Here is a 17,414-nt window from a genome sequence, read left to right as displayed (position 1 = left end):
TCGCGTTGCAGTGCCGTTACCTAGCGTTTAATGTTCGCCACGAGCCACCCACACTGGACTTCATCGGCCCGGGTACGGCACGTACGCGTCGACCCGGCGGAACCTGGCTCGGTTCCGTTGCCAGCCGGAGCGTCGCGGCGACCTTTAATTGCTGGTTACACATCGGCAACAAAAGGGCGACAAACTGGGCTGGGCCTGCGAGGACCACTGTCCAGCCTCGATGGTCGAGGCTGACTGTTTTAACCTGATGAGGGGAAGTATGAGCGAGAACCGCACCAACGGTCTGCGCCGCGGTGCCCGCGTCGCGGGCGTCGGCGCTGCCGCTGCCGTGGCCATGGGCCTCCTTTCGACCGGCGCTGCCAGCGCTGACGTTTTTGTGCCGTTGCCGGACGGCCAGAAGCTCGGACCGGGCGTGACCATTACCCGCACCGGAGAGCACGCCATCGTCTCGCCGTCGCTTGCGGCCAACGGCGCGGGCCGCGTCGTCTGGGTTTCCGGTAACGCCTCGGCGGATGTCACCGAGACCCCGGAAGGCAAGGTCGGACCTTGGAACGGCGCGAAGAACGCGCCCGGCACCAACAACTCCTCGACCCACGGCACGTCCCAGCTCAACACCGGTTACATCATCGGCTGCCAGGTCAGCATCGCCGATGACGCGATCTCCGTCGGTGTCTCGGGCAAGGTCGACCTCACCAGCGGTGGCGTCGGCGGCTCCATCGGCCTGAACCTGGGCCCCGGTGACGTCAAGTTCGTGCAGATCGAGCTGAAGGACATCACCAAGCCCGGCGCCTACTCGGTCGAGTACCAGGACGTCGAGATGGAAATCCAGGGCTGCGCGGGCTACGCCCAGGCGCGCTCCTACACCGTGGTCGAGATCATCGGTGACAACTACTCGAAGACCACCCTCTACGGGGCGCCGTTCAGCATCGGCTGACGACTGTCGAATTCTCGAATTGTTGAACACCTTTCTCGCTGAAACGAACTCAACCCCTGAGGGATTTAACAAATGATCAACCGTAAGAACTTGGTGCGGGCAGCCGGTGTCGGTGCCGCCGCAACCATCGCCATGGGCCTGTTCTCCATCGGTGCCGCGAATGCGGACACCTTCGTGCCGCTGCCCGGCGGCGAGATCACCAAGACGCTGTCCGACGGCACCGTGGTGACGGTCCGCCTCGTCAACGAGTCGGCGAACATCAACCCGTCCATGGGCTCGACTCCGGTGCACCGCAACGCGTGGGTGTCCGGTTCGGCGCAGGTCGAGATCAACGGCTCCGCGACGGGCAAGATCCGTCCGGGCTACGTGGTCGGCTGCCAGGTCAACATCGACGGTGGCGGTGCCAACGGCGGCGTCGACGCCAGCGGCAAGTGGGACGGTAGCGACGGCAACGTCGGCGCCAGCGGCGGCGGCAACCTGACCCTCGGCCCGGGCCAGGCGACCTCGTTCTACCTGCTCGACCGTGAAGTTGCCGACGACTTCGGCAACGAGGATCACTCGACCCAGATCACCTTCAAGAACGGCAAGGGCTCGGTCACCTGGGCCGACTCCACCATCGGCCTCGCAGGCTGTGGCGGCTACGCGCAGGCTCGCGCGTTCGTCAAGGTCAAGGTCGAGACCGACAACGTCATGTCCTACGTGACGCTGTGGGGCCAGCCGTTCAGCCTCGGCTGACGTCTGATCTCACCTCGCACGACATAAGCGGGCCCGTCGCCACCGCGACGGGCCCGTTTTGGTGTTTCCTGTCTGCCGCCGCCACCAGCGCCGAGGCAGGGCTGTCCTCGGTTCTCCACTCGCAGTTGCGAATTCGTTCCGCTAGGGGTCGACAAAACACGATGATCAACCGCAAGAATCTGATGCGCCGGGCCGGGCTCGGCGCCGCCGTCACCGTCGCGATGGGCCTGTGCGCCACCGGCACGGCCGATGCCGGTACCTTCGTCGCGCTGCCGGGCGGTGAGCTGTCCAAGACGCTGGCCGACGGCACCGTGGTGACGATCGAATTGGCCGGCGAATCGGTCGACATCGAACCGTTCATGGGTCTGCTGCCGCTGCCGCGCAACGCGGCCGTCTCCGCCCGGGTGCGGGTCGAGTTGTCCGGGCCGCCCGAAGGCAAGGCCGGTTCGATCTTCCCGGGCTACACCGTCGGCTGTGAGGCCGATGTCAGCGGCGGCACCGGGGATCTGGACGCGGCCGCACCGCGCACGGGCGCGGTCACCGACGGCACGCTGGTGCTCGGCCCGGGCCAGGTGCAGTCGTTCTACGTACGCGATCTGGAGCAGGCGGGCGATCTCGGCACCGAGGTGTACACGGCACGTAACCAATTCGAGGGCAGCAGCGGCTCGGTCAGCTGGACCAACGAGAACATCGGCCTCTACGGCTGCAGCGGGCCCGCGCAGGCGCGCGCGTTCGTCAGCCTCAGCGTGGAAACCGATCAGCTCGTCACTTGGATCACGTTGTGGGGGCAGCCTTTCAGCCTCGGCTGACACCAAAGGCCAACCGGCACAAGTCGAAACAAGCCCGTCGCTTTGGCGACGGGCTTGTGTCGTTGCTGGGCAACAGGTTTCAGGACTCGTGCTTACCGCCCGCGCTGCGCTGGCCCTCGGCCAGCAGGTCGCGGATCTGGATGAGCAGTTCGGTGTCGCTGAGCTCGACCGCTTCTTTGCTGAACTTCTTCTTCACGTGGGTGGCGGGCAGGACCAGCACGAAGTACAGCACGGCGGCGATGATCGCGAAGTTGATCGCCGCGGTGATGATCGGGCCGACCTGGACGAAGGTCGCGGGTTTGTCGGCAACCAACTGGAAGCCGAGTCCCAGTTCGTTGCTGCCGCCGAAGACGGCCAGGATCGGATTGACGATGCCGTTGGTGAACGCGGTGACGATCGCGACGAAGGCGGTGCCGATGACCACGGCAACCGCCAGGTCCACGACGTTTCCGCGGAACAGAAAATCCTTGAAACCCTTGAACATTGCCGATGTCTCCTCTACTTGTGGAGCTGACAAGTCGAGCTGGCCGGGCGACACCTACCGGTACGGGCGATGCTAGTTGACCTTGATGGCAAATGTGTGGACAACATTCGAGCGGTTGTCTCGCCCGCGGCGATGCCCGGTCGAGGTCGGCTGCTCAGTGGAAGACGACGGCGAGCGCGGTGTGCAGGGACGCGGCCGCGACCACCGCGGCATGTTCGGCGTCCATCGCGACCAGCACCACCCGTTCCTTGACGGCTCTTCCGTCCCCGGGACCGGATACCAGGACCACCGCGGCATCGGTGGCCAGGGTGCGGGCGGGCCTGCTGCCCTGTTCCTCGCCACCGATCACGTCGACGCGATCGCCGGCGCGCAGGATTTCGGTGACCGCGGTGTCGGCCAGCCGGATCGGCACGATCCTCGCGTCGCGCGCGCCCGTCGCGACGGCGGCCAGCCGTGACCCGACCACCCGGAGGTCGGTGAACACTTCGCCGGCGCGCACGGCGCCGGTCAGCGTCGCGCCCACAATGGTCGCGGGGTCACGGACGACACCGACGGGTAGCGACGCGGCTTCTCGCGGGGCGGTGCGCAGATCATCGGCTTCGAGGACGCGGCCCGGTGCGAGGTCACGGCCGGCGACGACCACCGTCGCACGTTCGGAACCCGGGTCACCGCGCAGGAACAGGACCACCGCCGCCACGACCAATCCCGCGGCCAGCAGCCGCCTTACCAGCAAGCTGTCGGCCCAGGGTGGTCGCTGCCACGCCGCGAAATGTTCGCGGCCGAGATCGGCGAAGGGACGAGTCATGGTCGGATCTTATGATCGCGGCCACCCTCGATCGGCCCCCGAAAGGGGCTGCTGTGGATAAACGAAGAGCCTGTGGATAACTCGCAGATCAGCTGGCCACGGCGGTGCTCGCCGTGCTGCTGCTGCCGGTGGACGAGCTGGCATCCGAGGACGTCGAGGAACTCGAGCCGTTGTCGGACTTGCCGTTGTCGGACTTCGCGGGCTCGCTCGCGGTGGACGCGCCGCCGCGGCTGTCGGTGCGGTAGAAGCCGCTGCCCTTGAACACGATGCCGACCGAGTTGAACAGCTTGCGCAGCTTGCCGGAGCACTCCGGGCAGACCGTCAGCGACTCGTCGGAAAAGGACTGAACGATGTCGAAGCGGTTATCACACTGGGTGCACGCATACGAGTAAGTTGGCACAGCATCCTCCGCGAGTTTCGTCATCTGGCACTCTACAGCCGACAGTGCCAACGTTGCCAATCCGCTGTTCATTCCGCCGCGTGATCTTCGCCAAGCCGTTGCAGCCCGCCGCGCGGCGTGAGTGCCCAGCCCATCCGCAGATCGTGTGGCTCCTCGGGCAGCCGGGGCACCACCTCGTCGTCGCGCACCACCGCGACCAGCCGGGCATCGGACCGCGCCGCGGCCAGCGTCCGGTCGTAATACCCCGCCCCGCGCCCGAGCCGCACTCCGCGCCGGTCCACCGCGAGCGCGGGCACCAGGATCAGCTCGGCCCAGCCGACCGCCGCGCTGGTCAGCGCCGCGCCGGTGGGCTCGAGCAGACCGAACCTGGCCCGCCGCAAGCTTTCCCGGCCCAGGTATTCGGCCCAGTCCAGCGGTCCGGGCGGGCCGGTCACCGGGAGCAGCACACGGGCGCCGGCCGTCCGCATCGCGTCGAGCAGTTCGAGCGACCCTGGTTCACCACGCACGGGCACGTACGCGCACACCCAACCGTCCAGGTCGAGCCCGGCGACCGCGGCGGCGAGGGCGCGGGCTTCGGCCGCGTGCTCGCCGGGCGGCAGTGCCGCACGTCTCGCAAGAATTTCGGTGCGCCATGCATGTTTCTCGCGCTCGCCGGGCATCTCCATGGCGATCACCATAGGCTGGCCGGAATACCGGTCGGCTCGACAGCGAGTCAGAGGCTGTGACGGATGGATAGGGTAATCGCATGACAGCAAAGGCCGGACAACCCGGCGATGCCGCGCCGGCATCGTGCTTCCGCACGGCCGTAGTACCCGCGGCCGGGCTCGGCACACGGTTCTTGCCCGCGACGAAGACCGTGCCCAAAGAGCTGCTGCCGGTGGTCGATACCCCCGGCATCGAGCTGGTCGCCGCCGAGGCCGCGGGCTCCGGCGCGCAGCGGTTGGTGATCGTCACCTCACCGGGCAAAGACGGTGTGGTCGCGCACTTCGTCGAGGACCTGGTGCTGGAGGGCACCCTGGCCGAGCGCGGCAAGTTCCAGCTGCTGGAGAAGGTGCGCAAGGCGCCCGGCCTGCTCGACGTCACCTCGGTGGTGCAGGAGGAACCGCTGGGCCTCGGTCACGCGGTCGCCCAGGCCGAGGCCGCGCTGGACGACGACGAAGACGCCATCGCCGTGCTGCTGCCGGATGATCTGGTGCTGCCCTCCGGCGTGCTCGACGTGATGTGCCGGGTCCGCCGCAAGCGCGGCGGCACCGTGCTGTGCGCCATCGACGTGCCGAAGGACGAGGTCAGCGCCTACGGCGTTTTCGATGTGGCGACCGTGCCGGACGCGGTGAATCCGAATGTGCTGCGGGTCAAGGGCATGGTGGAGAAGCCCGCCCTCGCCGACGCGCCGTCCACGTTCGCCGCGGCGGGCCGATACCTGCTGGACCGCGCGATCTTCGACGCGTTGCGCCGGATCGAGCCGGGCGCCGGGGGTGAATTGCAGCTCACCGACGCGGTCGCGCTGCTGATCGCCGAGGGACATCCGGTTCATGTCGTGGTGCACCGTGGGTCGCGCCACGATTTGGGGAACCCGGGCGGCTATCTTCGTGCTGCGGTCGATTTCGCTTTGGAACGCGACGAATACGGCCCTGCCCTGCGGGAGTGGCTGCAACATCGGCTCGGTCCCGACTGGGATCCGCAGCTGACGACCTACGAGTAGCGGTCGGCAGCCGACGGAGGTCAGCGTCGGGTTTCGCCGATAGTGGACCGTCGGGTACCAATGATGGTTCACCATCTCGCGTCGAATCGGTTGTGCCGAGGCGATATCGCGCGATGGAATCGGTGGCGTGCGAAGAGATCAGGAAGGGCTGGATGCGCTCGGTTGAGGATCAGCAGATCAAGGTGACCGCCGCGGCGGTCGCGCCTCGGCCGGTCCGGGTCGCGATTTCCGAGGCTCAGGGCCTGCTGTGCGCCGAGGACGTCGTCACCGAGCGACCGCTGCCCGGCTTCGACCAGGCCGCGATCGACGGCTACGCCGTGCGCAGCGTCGACGTGTCCGCCGCGGGCTCGGATATTCGCAACGAGGACGGCGACCTCGTCGACCTGACACTGCCCGTGGTCGGCGAGGTCATCGCCGGATCCCGGCAACCCATCCGATTACAGCCGCGTCAGACCGTCCGGGTCGACACCGGCGCACCGCTGCCCACCCTCGCCGATGCCGTGCTGCCGTTGGACTTCACCGACGGTGGCCGCGCGAAGATCAAGATCTACGAACCGGTCCGCTCCGGCGACTACGTGCGGCGCATCGGCGACGACGTGCAGCCCGGCGATGTCGCGGTGCGCGCGGGCACCATCATCGGCGCGGCCCAGGTGGGACTGCTCGCGGCGGTCGGGCAGGACAAGGTGCTCGTGCATCCGCGGCCGCGGCTGTCGGTGATCTCGGTCGGCGGCGAACTCATCGATATCGATCGCACGCCCGGTCCGGGCCAGGTCTACGACGTCAACTCCTACGCGCTGGCCGCGGCAGCCCGGGACGCGGGCGCGGACGTGAATCGGGTCGGCATCGTCAGCGCGGACCCGCGGCGGCTACGCGACGTGGTCGAGGGACAGCTGGTGCGCTCCGAGGTCGTCGTCATCGCGGGCGCGGTCGGCGGCTGGGCCTCCGAACAGGTCCGGGAGGCGCTGGAGGGGCTCGGCGAACTCGAAATTGCCCGCGTCGCCATGCATCCCGGCTCGGTCCAGGGCTTCGGCCGGCTCGGCCGCGACGAGGTGCCGACCTTCCTGCTGCCGTCCAACCCGGTCGGCGCGCTGGTCGTGTTCGAAGTGATGGTGCGTCCGCTGATCCGGATCGCGCTGGGGCGCAGGCATCCCATGCGCCGGATCATCATGGCGAGGACCATCACCCCGATCAGCTCCATGGCCGGGCGCAAGGGATACCTGCGCGCGCAGCTCATGCGCGACGAGGCCACCGGCGACTACCTCGTGCAACCGCTCGGCGGTGGCGCCGGCGCCTCCTCGCACCTGCTCGCCACCCTGGCCGAGGCCAACAGCTTGATCGTGATCGATCCCGATGACACCGAGATCCGCACCGGCGACGAGGTCAGGGTCGCTTTCCTCGCACAGCGCGGCTGAGACGTGGAGACGATGAACGTATTCCGGGTCACCCAGCATCCGGGCTGGCCCGCGCGGCTCGGTCCGATCCGGGTACCGGCCGGACAGGTGAGTCTGCGCCCGGTGCGCCTGCGTGACGCCGCCGCCTGGAGCCGAATCCGGTTGCGGGACAGGGAACATCTGGAGCCGTGGGAGCCCACCGGGCGCGGCGCCTGGGAGGCGCGCAACCACGCGTCCAACTGGCCGTCGCTGTGGTCGAGTCTCAAGGCCGAGGCGCGGCGCGGCGCGATGATCCCGCTGGTGATCGAGGTCGACGGCCATTTCAGCGGGCAGCTCACCGTCGGCAATATCGTGCGCGGCGCGCTGCGCTCGGGCTGGATCGGGTACTGGGTCGCGAAGGATCTCGGCGGCAAGGGTGTCGCCACCGCCGCGCTCGCGCTCGGCCTCGACCACTGCTTCGGCGAGGTCGGCCTGCACCGGGTCGAGGCCACCGTGCGCCCGGAGAACCTGGCCAGCCAGGCCGTGCTGCGCAATGTCGGCTTCCGCGAGGAAGGCCTGTTGCGTCGCTACCTCGACGTGGACGGCGCCTGGCGCGATCACCTGCTCGTCGGGATCACCGTCGAGGAGCTGACCGGCACCGTCGTCGACCGTTTGATTCGGGAGGGCCGGGCTACTCCGCTCTGACCATCCGGACACTCCCGGAGCATTCGACGCGCGGCAGAAATGGTTACTTTGTGACAGGTGTGGCGGATGTGCACGGCGCGCCTGCCGGATGTCGACGTGTCACGGAATTAACCTACGGACGTCGGAGGTGCGTCTTGCGCCCCCGGCAGGGAGCCTGCGAGGCGACCGGCGCCCGTGCGGTAGCGACGGACGGAGGCCGGACGTACGCGGGGCGTGCTGCGCACCGCTCGCCGGCCGAATGGACCGAATCCAGGCGGGGACGGAGGTGCTGACCGCGATGCCGAACTCGATTCTGTGGATCGGGCTGGTCGTGCTCTGGGTCTTCGTCCTGTTCCCGATCCTCGCCGACCGGCACCCGCGGATCCGCCGGACCACCGACGCCGCGCTCGCCACCCGCGTGCTGCACCGCGGAGATTCCAAGCGGCGCACCAAGAGTGGCCCGGCTGCCGGACACGAAACCGATCCCAACTGGCGGCCCCGCCGCACACAGAGAAAGTATGCCCACAGCGATGATGCGGAGGACCGGATGACAACACCGGCCGACGACCCCGTCACCGAAGGTGACCAGCCCGCGATCGCCGAATCAGCGGCATCCCACCCCGAACCAGACCGCGCTGACGCCGAACTCGTCGACGCCGAACTCGCCGGCACCGACGATGCCGAGCGCGAGGACGCGGACCCCGACTCCGCCGACGATCTCGAATCCGACACTGTCGCAGCCGAAGTCGACGCACACCAGAGCGACCCGGCCGATGATGACGACGTGCACGACGACCACGCGGAGCAAACCCGCCCCGAACCGGCCGCCGCCCGGATCCCGCCCGCGCGTTCCACCGTGCCCGCCCGCGTCGAACTCGACGACTACGACGCCGCCCGCGACGACTACGACGACGACTTCGACTACGTCCCCACCCGCCGCGGCCGCGGCGGCTACGACCCCGAAGCCGACGCCATCGCCCGCGCCGCCCGCTACACCTTCCGGCAGCGCGCCGTCCTCGGCCTCGTCCTCACCGCCCTGCTCTGCGGCGGCCTCGCCGTAGCCCTCAACCCCCTCTTCTGGTGGGGCTGCGGCCTGTCCTGCCTGGTCCTCGTCGGCTACCTCACCTACCTACGCCGCCAAGTCCGCATCGAAGAGGACATCCGCCGCCGCCGCGCCGCCCGCCTCAGCCGCGCCCAGCAACTAGGCGAACCCGACCACCCCCACCACGCCTCCACCCCCCGCGGCAGCATGGACCGCGACACCGCCCGAGCCCTCCGCAGGCGCTCGTCCCTACTAGAGGTGGACGACGAGGACCCCATGTTCGACCACCTCGACCCCTTCGACCCGGCCACCGCCCGAGCACTGCGGGACCGGACGAGCGGGGATATGCGCCGGGCAGCAGGGGAGTAGTCGCGGCCGCGACGCCGCAGGCGAGCGAACCACACCCACGTAACTCCCCATAACCCCAGCTAAACCCCCCGATTCGGAGTCTCGCAGCATCCTTTGCTACAGTTGCACAGCGCGGTTCCCCGGAGCCGCACGGGGCTATAGCGCAGTTGGTAGCGCGTCTCGTTCGCATCGAGAAGGTCAGGGGTTCGATTCCCCTTAGCTCCACCCGAAAGCCCGGCCCCGGCCGGGCTTTTTGGTTTCCGGGACTGGGTCGGATAGGTCACAGACCCAGGTCATCGCCGGGTCGACATGGCCGAGCACATCTGCAGTGACTCTGGCTGACAGGCCGGCATCGAGGATCGTCGCTACCGCGCCACGGAAGCTGTGGGCGGGTTCCATCGTCGGGGATCGCCATTGCTGCGCGGACCCTCGGGGATCGCCATTGCTGCGCGGACCCGCTGCCACGCACGCCCCACGTTTTGCGGGTCGCGCACTGGCCGCGATCAAGCCTCTTGATTCTTCGGGTCGTCGATCTTCTTGCGGACCAAGCCTTGCCCGCGACCCGGACGATTCTCGTGGTGGTTCGCAGGACTCGGTTCTGCAGGTTGATATCCGACCACAGAGGACCGTGTCGGACTTCAATTACGCTTACCGGTACTGGGCTACAAATGCTCAACGATTGCAGAGAACTGAAGACTCGTTCTCGCTCCCCGACTATGAGTTGCGACGCTAGAGGTACATCGACACTGATCGTCCATCTCTCGTCAGTATGCGCAGTTCGGGTCTCTCGAAACCTGGAATCTCCCCATCTGCGGCTGGGAGCATGCGTGTACGGACCAGCGTGAACGCCACCCCGTCTTCACCGATCACCTCGGTCACCGTCTCCACGCTCGAGATCAGAGAGACCTCGACCGCGTCTAAAGCTGCCTGGCCAACGACCGCGAACCAGCCGAACTCGGCTGGCGCACGATCAGGTCCGGCACCGCAAAACCCTCGCACGGACACGCCTGTCAACGAGACGTCGCCAGTCTGTGTCAGCCGCGGTTGGCTGACCGGTCGACGTGACCCGCCCGACATCCCCGGCGCGACCCAACTCCCGCTCTCGCACGGCACGAACACCACCAGCCGGTGTTCGGGGCTTTCGAGCAGGACCGCTGCGATCTCATCACGAGCCGAAAGCGCTACAGGAACTAGAGCGGGGTCAGCTGTGTGCGCTACTCGTGTGGCAACTGCGACTGCTGGATGCTGCAAAACCGCTGCACTCAACGGTTTCTCCCTTCGCTCACGGCCACGCTAGCACTGCAGGGCGACAGGTCCACTGGTGTCTTCGCTGAAGTCGACGGTGACGTGTTGGCCGATCATCGCAACATAGGTTTGGAATTGGCGGATACCGCCGCCACCAGGCTTGCATTCGTAGAAGAACACCTCAGCGTGCGGCGATTGACGCGCTTATTCGCCGCATATTGTGCGGTGAATAGGTGTGCAATCTCCCGTATGGCTCACGGGAGTTGTGCCTAGATCTGGAGGAACCGGACTGGCCCCGCCTTTGCGGTACGGCACTGAACGCCTGGCTGGCCCTCTGGCGGAGGTCGCGCGGTGAAGTCGGGGGTGAACTGCTGAACGCTGCACCGGTTCGCCATGGACTTGCCTGCCTGGTGACGGCGGATCGACGGCCGGAAATACCCCGGCGAACTCTTGGTGAAATCGGGTTCGGCGAGCAAGCCGCATCGCTGAAAACCCCTTAAGTTCAGCTACATCCGACCGAACAGTATGGGATAGCTGATGATGAACGCCCACAAGGCCGTACGTGTCGTCGCCGCTGCTGATGCCGCGAAGCAGATCGGGCGGCAGGCTCAGCATCTCGTTCCCTGTATAACGAGGGAAACGTCTGGGAGCCAGGGTATTTCGGCCGGAATGGTGAATATGGCGCCGGGGAAGGTGTCGCGGGCGCACTATCATGCGCGCAGCGAGATCATCGTTCTCTGTCTGCAGGGTCGTGCAGTGACGCTGATCGGTGCCGAATTGACGCCTTACGTGCACGGACCAGGGGATTTCGTGTACATCCCCGAGGGGGTGGTGCATGTCGCCGTGAACCTCAGCGAGACCGAGGATTTGGTTGCTGTGGAGATGCGCACCGATCCGATGTTCAACGACGACGTGGTGCTCACGCCGGAGCACGACGGCGCTGTCGCGGAGGTCGTCGCGCGGCTGCGTCGGGAGTTTTCGATGGTGGGCGCGGGTCTGTGACAGCCGTCAGTTCCCGCGCGGCAGTGCGCAGCGGGCCGATCGACGATATGTTCACGGCGCTGGCCCGGCGGCCGGAGCTGATCTCGTTCGCGGTCGGCGCGCCGGATCCCGCTTTGCTGCCAGGCGATTTGGTGGCTGGGCTGGCCGCTGATGTCGTCGCTGAATACGGGGCCTCGGTTCTGCAATACGGGACGACCCGCGGGTTTCCGCCGCTTCTGGACCAGGCGCAGTTACTCCTGCGGAAACGGCAGATCACCGATGCGGCGGAGCTGACGCATATCGCGACGGGCGGCTCCGGAGCCCTGCACAGTACGTGCATGGCGCTTCTCGGCCCGGGCTCGGTGGTGCTGGTGGAAACACCGACTTATGGACCTGCGGTGAAGGTGTTCCGCAGTCACGGGGCCGTCGTCATCGAAGTCGAGTCGGATGCGGACGGCATCGTGCCCGCGGCACTGGATGCCGCACTGACCCGCCAGGCGGTGGCGATGGTCTATCTGCTGCCGACTTTCCAGAACCCGACCGGACGAACCATGTCTGCCACCAGGCGCCGGCAGATCGCCGAAATCGTTGTGCGACATAGGGTGACGGTGGTGGAGGACGACGTTTATGTCGACCTCAGATATCAGGGTGCCCCAGTGCCCGCCTTCTGGTCCTTCGCGCCGGCCAACACCGTCTACCTGACCTCACTGTCGAAAACTGTTGCGCCCGCGCTGCGCATCGGTATCGCGGTGCTGCCGGAGTATCTGCTGGAGCCTGTGCTTGCGTTGAAGCAAGGCATCGATATGCAGACCTCGACCTTCAACCAGGCGATTGCCGCGACCTTCCTGCGCAGCGCGGAAGGTGCCGCACATGTGGCCCGATCCATCGATGGTTACGGAGCGAAGCTGGCCACGCTCACCGCTGCGCTACACCGGTACATGCCGCCCGAATTCTCGTGGATCGAGCCGGAAGGCGGAATGTTCGTTTGGGTCGAGGGACCAACAGATTTCGACGCCGACAGGATGATTAGCCCGGCGTTGGACGCAGGTATCGCACTGCTGCCCGGCAGCCTGTTCTATGCCGCGGATAACCCGCCCCGCAACGCGATCCGGCTCAGCTTTGCGAACGTGCCCAGCGCACAGATCGACCGCGGTGTGCGGATACTCGCCGAACTATGCGCGCCGCGATGAATATCGTTGGCGTCTGGGAGGTGCGGGCCGACAGCGCCCCATTCGCGTACCACGTCATGGTGTTCCATGCGGACGGCACCATGCTGCAGTCGAATCCGGATCACGGCAACCGCGTCACCAGCGACAGCAACGGCATGGGCACCTGGCACGCGAACGGCTCGACGGTGTCCGGAGCGTTCCTCGAATTCACCGTCGACCGCACCACTCCAGACTCGATCCGCCGGGGAGTCGTCCAGTTCGAGTTCACGCTGCATGACAACGAGTTCCACGGCTCGGCCAGCGCAATGTTCTATGACCTGGACGGAACCCCTCGACGCGGCCCGCTGACAACCGATCTCACCGGCCGAAGGTTCGATGCCCGCACGTACCCGATACCTGCTGCGAGTTCTTTGTAACTTGGGTTGCGGAACCGAACCCGTTCTGCCCTTCCGGCTTGCGGATCGGGTGCGGGGGCATTTGGCGGTGACAGGGCTTGGTCTCTTCAGGCCGGTCGCATCGTCTGCATGGTGCGCTCACCCTCCCAGAAGGCGCGCACGGCGACGATCTTGCCGGTGTCGTCAACGTTATAGATGAAAACACCTTCGGCTTCGAGCACCTGGCCACTGTTCTGGCTGCGGACTTTGCCGGTGTAGGCGACTTCGCTTCCGCAGGCGAAGGAGTCGTCGAACAGGAACTCGATCGAGTCGTTGGGGGCGATGGCGTTGTCCCAGAACGCGGAGATGGCGTCGCGGCCGCGGTGTCCCTTACCTTCGGCGTCGAAATGTGAAGGGCCAACGGGGTCCTCGACGAGGGCGTCCGCAGCGAACAGGTTCAGCCAGGTGTCTTTGTCTCGCGCCTGGACCGCCGCGTGTAAAGCCTTGCTGGCGGTGCGTGCCGGGTGGGTGGCGGCGGTCATGGGTCCTCCTTGGTGTCGGTCGCGCGTGATCCGGGCTGCGGTGGGGTTGCCGTGTGTGGGCAGAGCACAGACGGCGGCGCCAAGGAGATCTTTTCGGGCGGCGAAGGGAGGGGTCAATGCGCAGACGTCAAGTAAGCAAGAATCGTTCGATAGTGGGCGAGATCATGTCGTCTATTAGGCGTCGGTCGAAAGCCGGTGTGGCTCGCCGGCACCGGCGAGCCACCACGACTACTTCTTCACCGCAGCAACGATCAGTTCGCTTACCATATCCGGACGTGACACCGAAACCGCATGCGACGCAGCTGTTTCGACAGCCGTAGCACCAGCACGCTGCACCATGAACCGCTGTACTTCGAGCGGAATGTTCTTGTCCTCGGTGGTCAGCAGCGCGAACGAAGGGATCGATTTCCACGCCGCCACGGCGGCGGGCTCCTGCAGTGCGGCGACCGCCACCGGTCGTTGCGTGACGGCCATCTGCTGAGCGGTCGCCGCGGGCACGTCGGCGGCGAACTGCTGTGGGAACTCATCCTGGCGGATGTAGAGCTCGGTGGCAGAACTGCCGTCGGCGAGGGGGTAGATCGCTTCGCGGGTGGTCGGCGGCAGGGTGGAGCCGGGGAATTTTCCGGTGAGTTCCAGCGCGCTCTCACCCTGGTCGGGCAGGAAGGCGGCGATGTAGACGAGCGCGGTCACGTTGGGATTCCCCTCGGCCGCAACGGTAATGACGCTACCGCCGTACGAGTGGCCGACCAGAACGATCGGTCCGTCGATGGTCCGTAGTACGGAGGCCACATAAGCGGCGTCGGTGGCGAGACCGCGCAGCGGATTGGCCGCGGCGAGCACGGAATAGCCCTGCCCACGCAGGTTTTCGATCACGCTGTGCCAACTGGAGGAATCAGCGAACGCGCCGTGGACCAGCACGATGGTGGGGTTGTCGGTCACGATGAAAAGTCCTTTCAGGGTTAGTAGAGGGCGGCCTTCAACGCAGCAACAGCCTGTGCCACAGCAGCTTTCGCGGCGTGGGTGTCGTGCATCGAATTCACCATCACGAAGTCGTGGATGATCCCGCCATAGCGCACCTGCGTGACCGGCACGCCGGCCTCCCGCAGCTTGCCCGCGAAGGCCTCACCCTCGTCACGAAGCACGTCTGCCTCGCCAGTAATCACCAAAGCCGGGGGCAGGCCGGCCAATTGCGCGGTGCTCGCCCGCAACGGGGACGCCGTGATCTGCGCGCGGTCCGCCTCGTCGGTCGTGTACTGGTCCCAGAACCACTTCATGCCGTCACGGGTGAGGAAGTAGCCTTCGGCGAACTGCTGGTACGAGCCGGTATCGAAGTTGGCATCGGTCACCGGGTAGAACAGCACCTGCTGCAGGAACGACACATCGCCGCGCTCCTTCGCCATCAGCGTCAGCGCGATGGCCATGTTGCCGCCGACCGAGTCGCCGGCGATCGCGATCCGCGACGAGTCGAGGCCCTTCTCCGCACCATTTGTGCTGACCCACTGCGCAACTCGATAGGACTGTTCGTTCGCGACCGGGTAGCGCACCTCGGGCGAGCGGTCGTATTCGGGGAAGACCACCGCCGCGTGCACGCCGACGGCGAGGTCGCGAACCAGCCGGTCGTGAGTGTGCGCGTCACCGAAAACCCAACCTGCGCCGTGGGTGTAGACGATCACCGGCAGCGGCTCGGTTACGCCCCGGGGCTTGACGATCCGGACCCGCACCGAACCGGTAGGCCCACCCTCGACGGTGATCCACTCCTCATCGATCTCGGGCTTGAAGATCGGGCTGTCCTGCACGCCGTCGACCGCCTTGCGGCCTTCTTCAGGCGCCAACTGGTAGAGGAACGGCGGCTGTGAGGTCGCGTCCACGAACTCCTGCGCGGCTTGCTCGAGCGAGATACCCAATGGGTTCCCAGTCATTTTCGTACCCTCTCTCTGCAGAGATGTTTCGGTTCAGGACAATTCGGCGGACGCATCGTGGATCGCGACATCGATGGCCGACCTGCCTGTCAGTGTTCGGGAACCGGCCCGGTGCGCGCCCCCCTTCGCAGGCCACAAAAGCCCCTGATCAGGACACAGCCGCCGTCGCGGGCTCCGTGAAAGTGGCCGCGGTCACGCCGGTGGAGCGGAATCTCTCCTGATACTTCCGGGGCGAAATACCGAGGCGCGCAACAAATGCCCGGCGCAGCGCCTCACTGCTGCCGTATCCGGCGGCCATCGCGGCCTCGGTCACCGTGTACCCCGCGTGCAGTTTGTCCCTGGCCAGCCCGAACCGGATGAACGCGACGTACTCGGCCGGCGAACTCTCCAATTCGGTGCGGAACAGCCGGGTCAGGTGCCGCACGCTGACCTGGGCGTGCGCGGCGAGAGTCTGCACGGTGTGCGGATGCGCCGGGTCCGCGCAGATCAGGTCCACCACCTTGCGGGTGAGCGGACTGCGCGGCGCCGGTCCGCGCAGCGAGGCGGAGAACTGTGACTGCCCGCCCGCGCGCTGCATGTAGACCACGAGCGATTGCGCGACCGCCCTGGCGACGTCCGCGCCGTGATCCTCCTCGACCAGCGCCAGCGCCAGATCGATGCCCGCCGCGACACCCGCTGAGCTGTAGACGTTTCCGTCGCGCACGAAGATCGAATCCGGATCGACGGTGACCGCCGGGAAGCGACGCGCCAGGTCGGTGGTGAATTTCCAGTGCGTGGTCGCTTGCTTGCCGTCGAGCAAACCGAGGTTCGCGAGGACGAACGTTCCGCTGCAAATCGAAGCCAGCCGCCGGGTGCGCCGGGCCAGTAGTTGCGTGGCCGTCAGCACGTCGGGCGTCATCCAGCGCGCATGCGGCAACTCGCTGCCGGGAATCACCACGGTGTCGAAGCTGCCCGCCTCGCCGGCCCCGCCCGCGACCTCGATGCGCGCGCCGATCGAGGTCTGCACGTCCGTGCCGTCGGCCGAGACCAGCACGACCTCGTACCCCGCCACCGATTGGTTCGCCTCGACGAAGACCTCCGCGGGCCCGACGAAGTCGAGCATCTTCACGCCGTCGAAAACCAGGATGCCGATCCGGCGACGCGGGGCCGCGGCTGAAGTAGGGGACATGTCCACCAGTATTATGGAGCCGTGCCTCCATAACAAGTGGTGTTCACCACGCCCGCGAATGATTGGTAACTTGTGCAAATGGGACGCCCCCGCCGGTTCGACGAATCGGGCCTGCTCGACGCCGCGATCGAGCTGTTCTGGTCGAAAGGTTTCGACAGCACCTCGGTGGAGGACGTCTCGGCCGTGACCGGAGTGGGCAACGGCAGCATCTACGCCGCCTTCGGCAACAAGAAGGGCCTGTTCCTCGCTGCTTTCGCGCGCTACTGCGAGCGCCGCGCGCAATTCGTGAGTGAGACCGTCCGCGCGGCTCCCGGCTCGGCTCGCGCCGCCGTGCGCACACTGCTGCGTTCCGTCATCGACGACTGCGCCGCCCAGCCCGGCCGCCGCGGCTGCCTGCTGATCAACAGCATTGCCGAACTCGGCGGCCGGATCCCCGAAGTCGTGACCATCGGCAACCGCGCCACCACCGCCATGGAAGAGGCTGTCGCCGAACGCCTCCGCCCCACCATGCCCCCCGGCGGCGAAACCGAACTCTCCGCCCTCAGCGCCAACATCATCCTGGTCTCCCAAGGCCTGATCCTCTTCAGCCGCCTAGGCACCCCCCGCCCCCGCCTCCTCGAAATAGCCGACATCTCCTGCGCCGCCCTCCCCACCCCCTGGGCCGACCAACTCACCCCCGCTCGCCAATGAAACTGTCGCATTG

At 66.8% G+C, this 17,414-nt stretch carries 19 protein-coding genes and 1 tRNA gene; 12 read left to right on the top strand and 8 right to left on the bottom strand.

Annotated features, from left to right (window positions below; translation table 11 throughout):
* Positions 1 to 259 precede the first annotated feature (259 nt).
* The 3 genes from O3I_RS37640 to O3I_RS37630 all read left to right on the top strand — a co-directional run bounded on the left by O3I_RS37640 (position 260) and on the right by O3I_RS37630 (position 2,478).
* Positions 260 to 934, top strand: a complete 675-nt coding sequence (locus O3I_RS37640; protein ID WP_014988295.1) for an MspA family porin — start codon at positions 260 to 262, stop codon at positions 932 to 934.
* A 72-nt stretch (positions 935 to 1,006) separates the two neighbouring features.
* On the top strand, positions 1,007 to 1,669 hold the full coding sequence (locus tag O3I_RS37635) for an MspA family porin (RefSeq protein WP_014988294.1): 663 nt from the start codon (positions 1,007 to 1,009) through the stop codon (positions 1,667 to 1,669).
* A 161-nt stretch (positions 1,670 to 1,830) separates the two neighbouring features.
* Entirely contained in the window at positions 1,831 to 2,478 is a 648-nt protein-coding gene (locus O3I_RS37630) for an MspA family porin (protein WP_014988293.1), read from the top strand.
* A 79-nt stretch (positions 2,479 to 2,557) separates the two neighbouring features.
* Here the strand turns inward: O3I_RS37630 and mscL are convergent, their stop codons facing one another.
* The 4 genes from mscL to O3I_RS37610 all read right to left on the bottom strand — a co-directional run bounded on the left by mscL (position 2,558) and on the right by O3I_RS37610 (position 4,832).
* Positions 2,558 to 2,962, bottom strand: coding sequence for a large conductance mechanosensitive channel protein MscL (gene mscL, locus O3I_RS37625; RefSeq protein WP_014988292.1), 405 nt, complete (start codon positions 2,960 to 2,962; stop codon positions 2,558 to 2,560).
* A gap of 154 nt (positions 2,963 to 3,116) precedes the next feature.
* Positions 3,117 to 3,767, bottom strand: a complete 651-nt coding sequence (locus O3I_RS37620) for an SAF domain-containing protein (RefSeq protein WP_014988291.1) — start codon at positions 3,765 to 3,767, stop codon at positions 3,117 to 3,119.
* Positions 3,768 to 3,855: 88 nt separating this feature from the next.
* Positions 3,856 to 4,167, bottom strand: coding sequence for an FmdB family zinc ribbon protein (locus O3I_RS37615; protein WP_041564849.1), 312 nt, complete (start codon positions 4,165 to 4,167; stop codon positions 3,856 to 3,858).
* Between the two features lie 68 nt (positions 4,168 to 4,235).
* Complete coding sequence (locus tag O3I_RS37610) at positions 4,236 to 4,832, bottom strand: 5-formyltetrahydrofolate cyclo-ligase (protein ID WP_041564848.1); 597 nt, start codon at positions 4,830 to 4,832, stop codon at positions 4,236 to 4,238.
* An 80-nt stretch (positions 4,833 to 4,912) separates the two neighbouring features.
* On the opposite strand from O3I_RS37610, the gene O3I_RS37605 reads away from it, so the two are divergent.
* The 8 genes from O3I_RS37605 (at position 4,913) to O3I_RS37565 (ending at position 13,124) form a co-directional block, all read left to right on the top strand.
* Positions 4,913 to 5,869 (top strand): UTP--glucose-1-phosphate uridylyltransferase, encoded by a 957-nt coding sequence (locus O3I_RS37605; protein ID WP_014988288.1) that lies wholly within the window; start codon positions 4,913 to 4,915, stop codon positions 5,867 to 5,869.
* A gap of 152 nt (positions 5,870 to 6,021) precedes the next feature.
* Positions 6,022 to 7,281, top strand: a complete 1,260-nt coding sequence (glp, locus tag O3I_RS37600; RefSeq protein WP_014988287.1) for a gephyrin-like molybdotransferase Glp — start codon at positions 6,022 to 6,024, stop codon at positions 7,279 to 7,281.
* A 12-nt stretch (positions 7,282 to 7,293) separates the two neighbouring features.
* Positions 7,294 to 7,944 carry a GNAT family N-acetyltransferase gene (locus tag O3I_RS37595; RefSeq protein ID WP_014988286.1) on the top strand — a complete coding sequence of 217 codons (651 nt, stop codon included), beginning with the start codon at positions 7,294 to 7,296 and terminating at the stop codon, positions 7,942 to 7,944.
* 277 nt (positions 7,945 to 8,221) lie between these two features.
* A complete protein-coding gene (gene glpR, locus O3I_RS37590; RefSeq protein ID WP_041564847.1) occupies positions 8,222 to 9,334 on the top strand; it encodes a gephyrin-like molybdotransferase receptor GlpR in 1,113 nt (370 codons plus the stop codon).
* Positions 9,335 to 9,465: 131 nt separating this feature from the next.
* A tRNA-Ala gene (locus O3I_RS37585) sits at positions 9,466 to 9,538 on the top strand.
* 1,557 nt (positions 9,539 to 11,095) lie between these two features.
* The gene (locus tag O3I_RS37575) at positions 11,096 to 11,560 is read left to right on the top strand and encodes a cupin domain-containing protein (RefSeq protein ID WP_081594235.1); all 465 of its coding nucleotides are present in this window, start codon (positions 11,096 to 11,098) and stop codon (positions 11,558 to 11,560) included.
* Complete coding sequence (locus O3I_RS37570; protein WP_014988283.1) at positions 11,557 to 12,729, top strand: PLP-dependent aminotransferase family protein; 1,173 nt, start codon at positions 11,557 to 11,559, stop codon at positions 12,727 to 12,729. Before O3I_RS37575 ends, O3I_RS37570 begins: the two co-directional genes overlap by 4 nt.
* Complete coding sequence (locus tag O3I_RS37565) at positions 12,714 to 13,124, top strand: hypothetical protein (protein ID WP_014988282.1); 411 nt, start codon at positions 12,714 to 12,716, stop codon at positions 13,122 to 13,124. The genes O3I_RS37570 and O3I_RS37565 overlap by 16 nt, the downstream gene beginning before the upstream one ends.
* 86 nt (positions 13,125 to 13,210) lie before the next feature.
* Here the strand turns inward: O3I_RS37565 and O3I_RS37560 are convergent, their stop codons facing one another.
* The 4 genes from O3I_RS37560 to O3I_RS37545 all read right to left on the bottom strand — a co-directional run bounded on the left by O3I_RS37560 (position 13,211) and on the right by O3I_RS37545 (position 16,711).
* Entirely contained in the window at positions 13,211 to 13,624 is a 414-nt protein-coding gene (locus O3I_RS37560; RefSeq protein ID WP_014988281.1) for a nuclear transport factor 2 family protein, read from the bottom strand.
* Positions 13,625 to 13,852: 228 nt separating this feature from the next.
* Positions 13,853 to 14,563 (bottom strand): alpha/beta fold hydrolase, encoded by a 711-nt coding sequence (locus O3I_RS37555; protein WP_014988280.1) that lies wholly within the window; start codon positions 14,561 to 14,563, stop codon positions 13,853 to 13,855.
* A 20-nt stretch (positions 14,564 to 14,583) separates the two neighbouring features.
* Positions 14,584 to 15,543: an alpha/beta hydrolase gene (locus O3I_RS37550; protein WP_041563124.1), complete on the bottom strand. Its 960-nt coding sequence runs from the start codon at positions 15,541 to 15,543 to the stop codon at positions 14,584 to 14,586.
* A 148-nt stretch (positions 15,544 to 15,691) separates the two neighbouring features.
* Positions 15,692 to 16,711 (bottom strand): GlxA family transcriptional regulator, encoded by a 1,020-nt coding sequence (locus O3I_RS37545; protein WP_051066834.1) that lies wholly within the window; start codon positions 16,709 to 16,711, stop codon positions 15,692 to 15,694.
* 78 nt (positions 16,712 to 16,789) lie between these two features.
* Between O3I_RS37545 and O3I_RS37540 the strand changes: the two genes are divergently transcribed.
* Positions 16,790 to 17,401, top strand: coding sequence for a TetR/AcrR family transcriptional regulator (locus O3I_RS37540; protein ID WP_014988277.1), 612 nt, complete (start codon positions 16,790 to 16,792; stop codon positions 17,399 to 17,401).
* The last annotated feature ends 13 nt before the right edge of the window (positions 17,402 to 17,414 follow it).

It is taken from the genome of Nocardia brasiliensis ATCC 700358 (assembly GCF_000250675.2).
Taxonomy (GTDB): domain Bacteria; phylum Actinomycetota; class Actinomycetes; order Mycobacteriales; family Mycobacteriaceae; genus Nocardia; species Nocardia brasiliensis_B.
The sequence above is the reverse complement of the archived record's forward strand: the minus strand, read 5'-3'. Positions and strand labels throughout refer to the sequence as shown.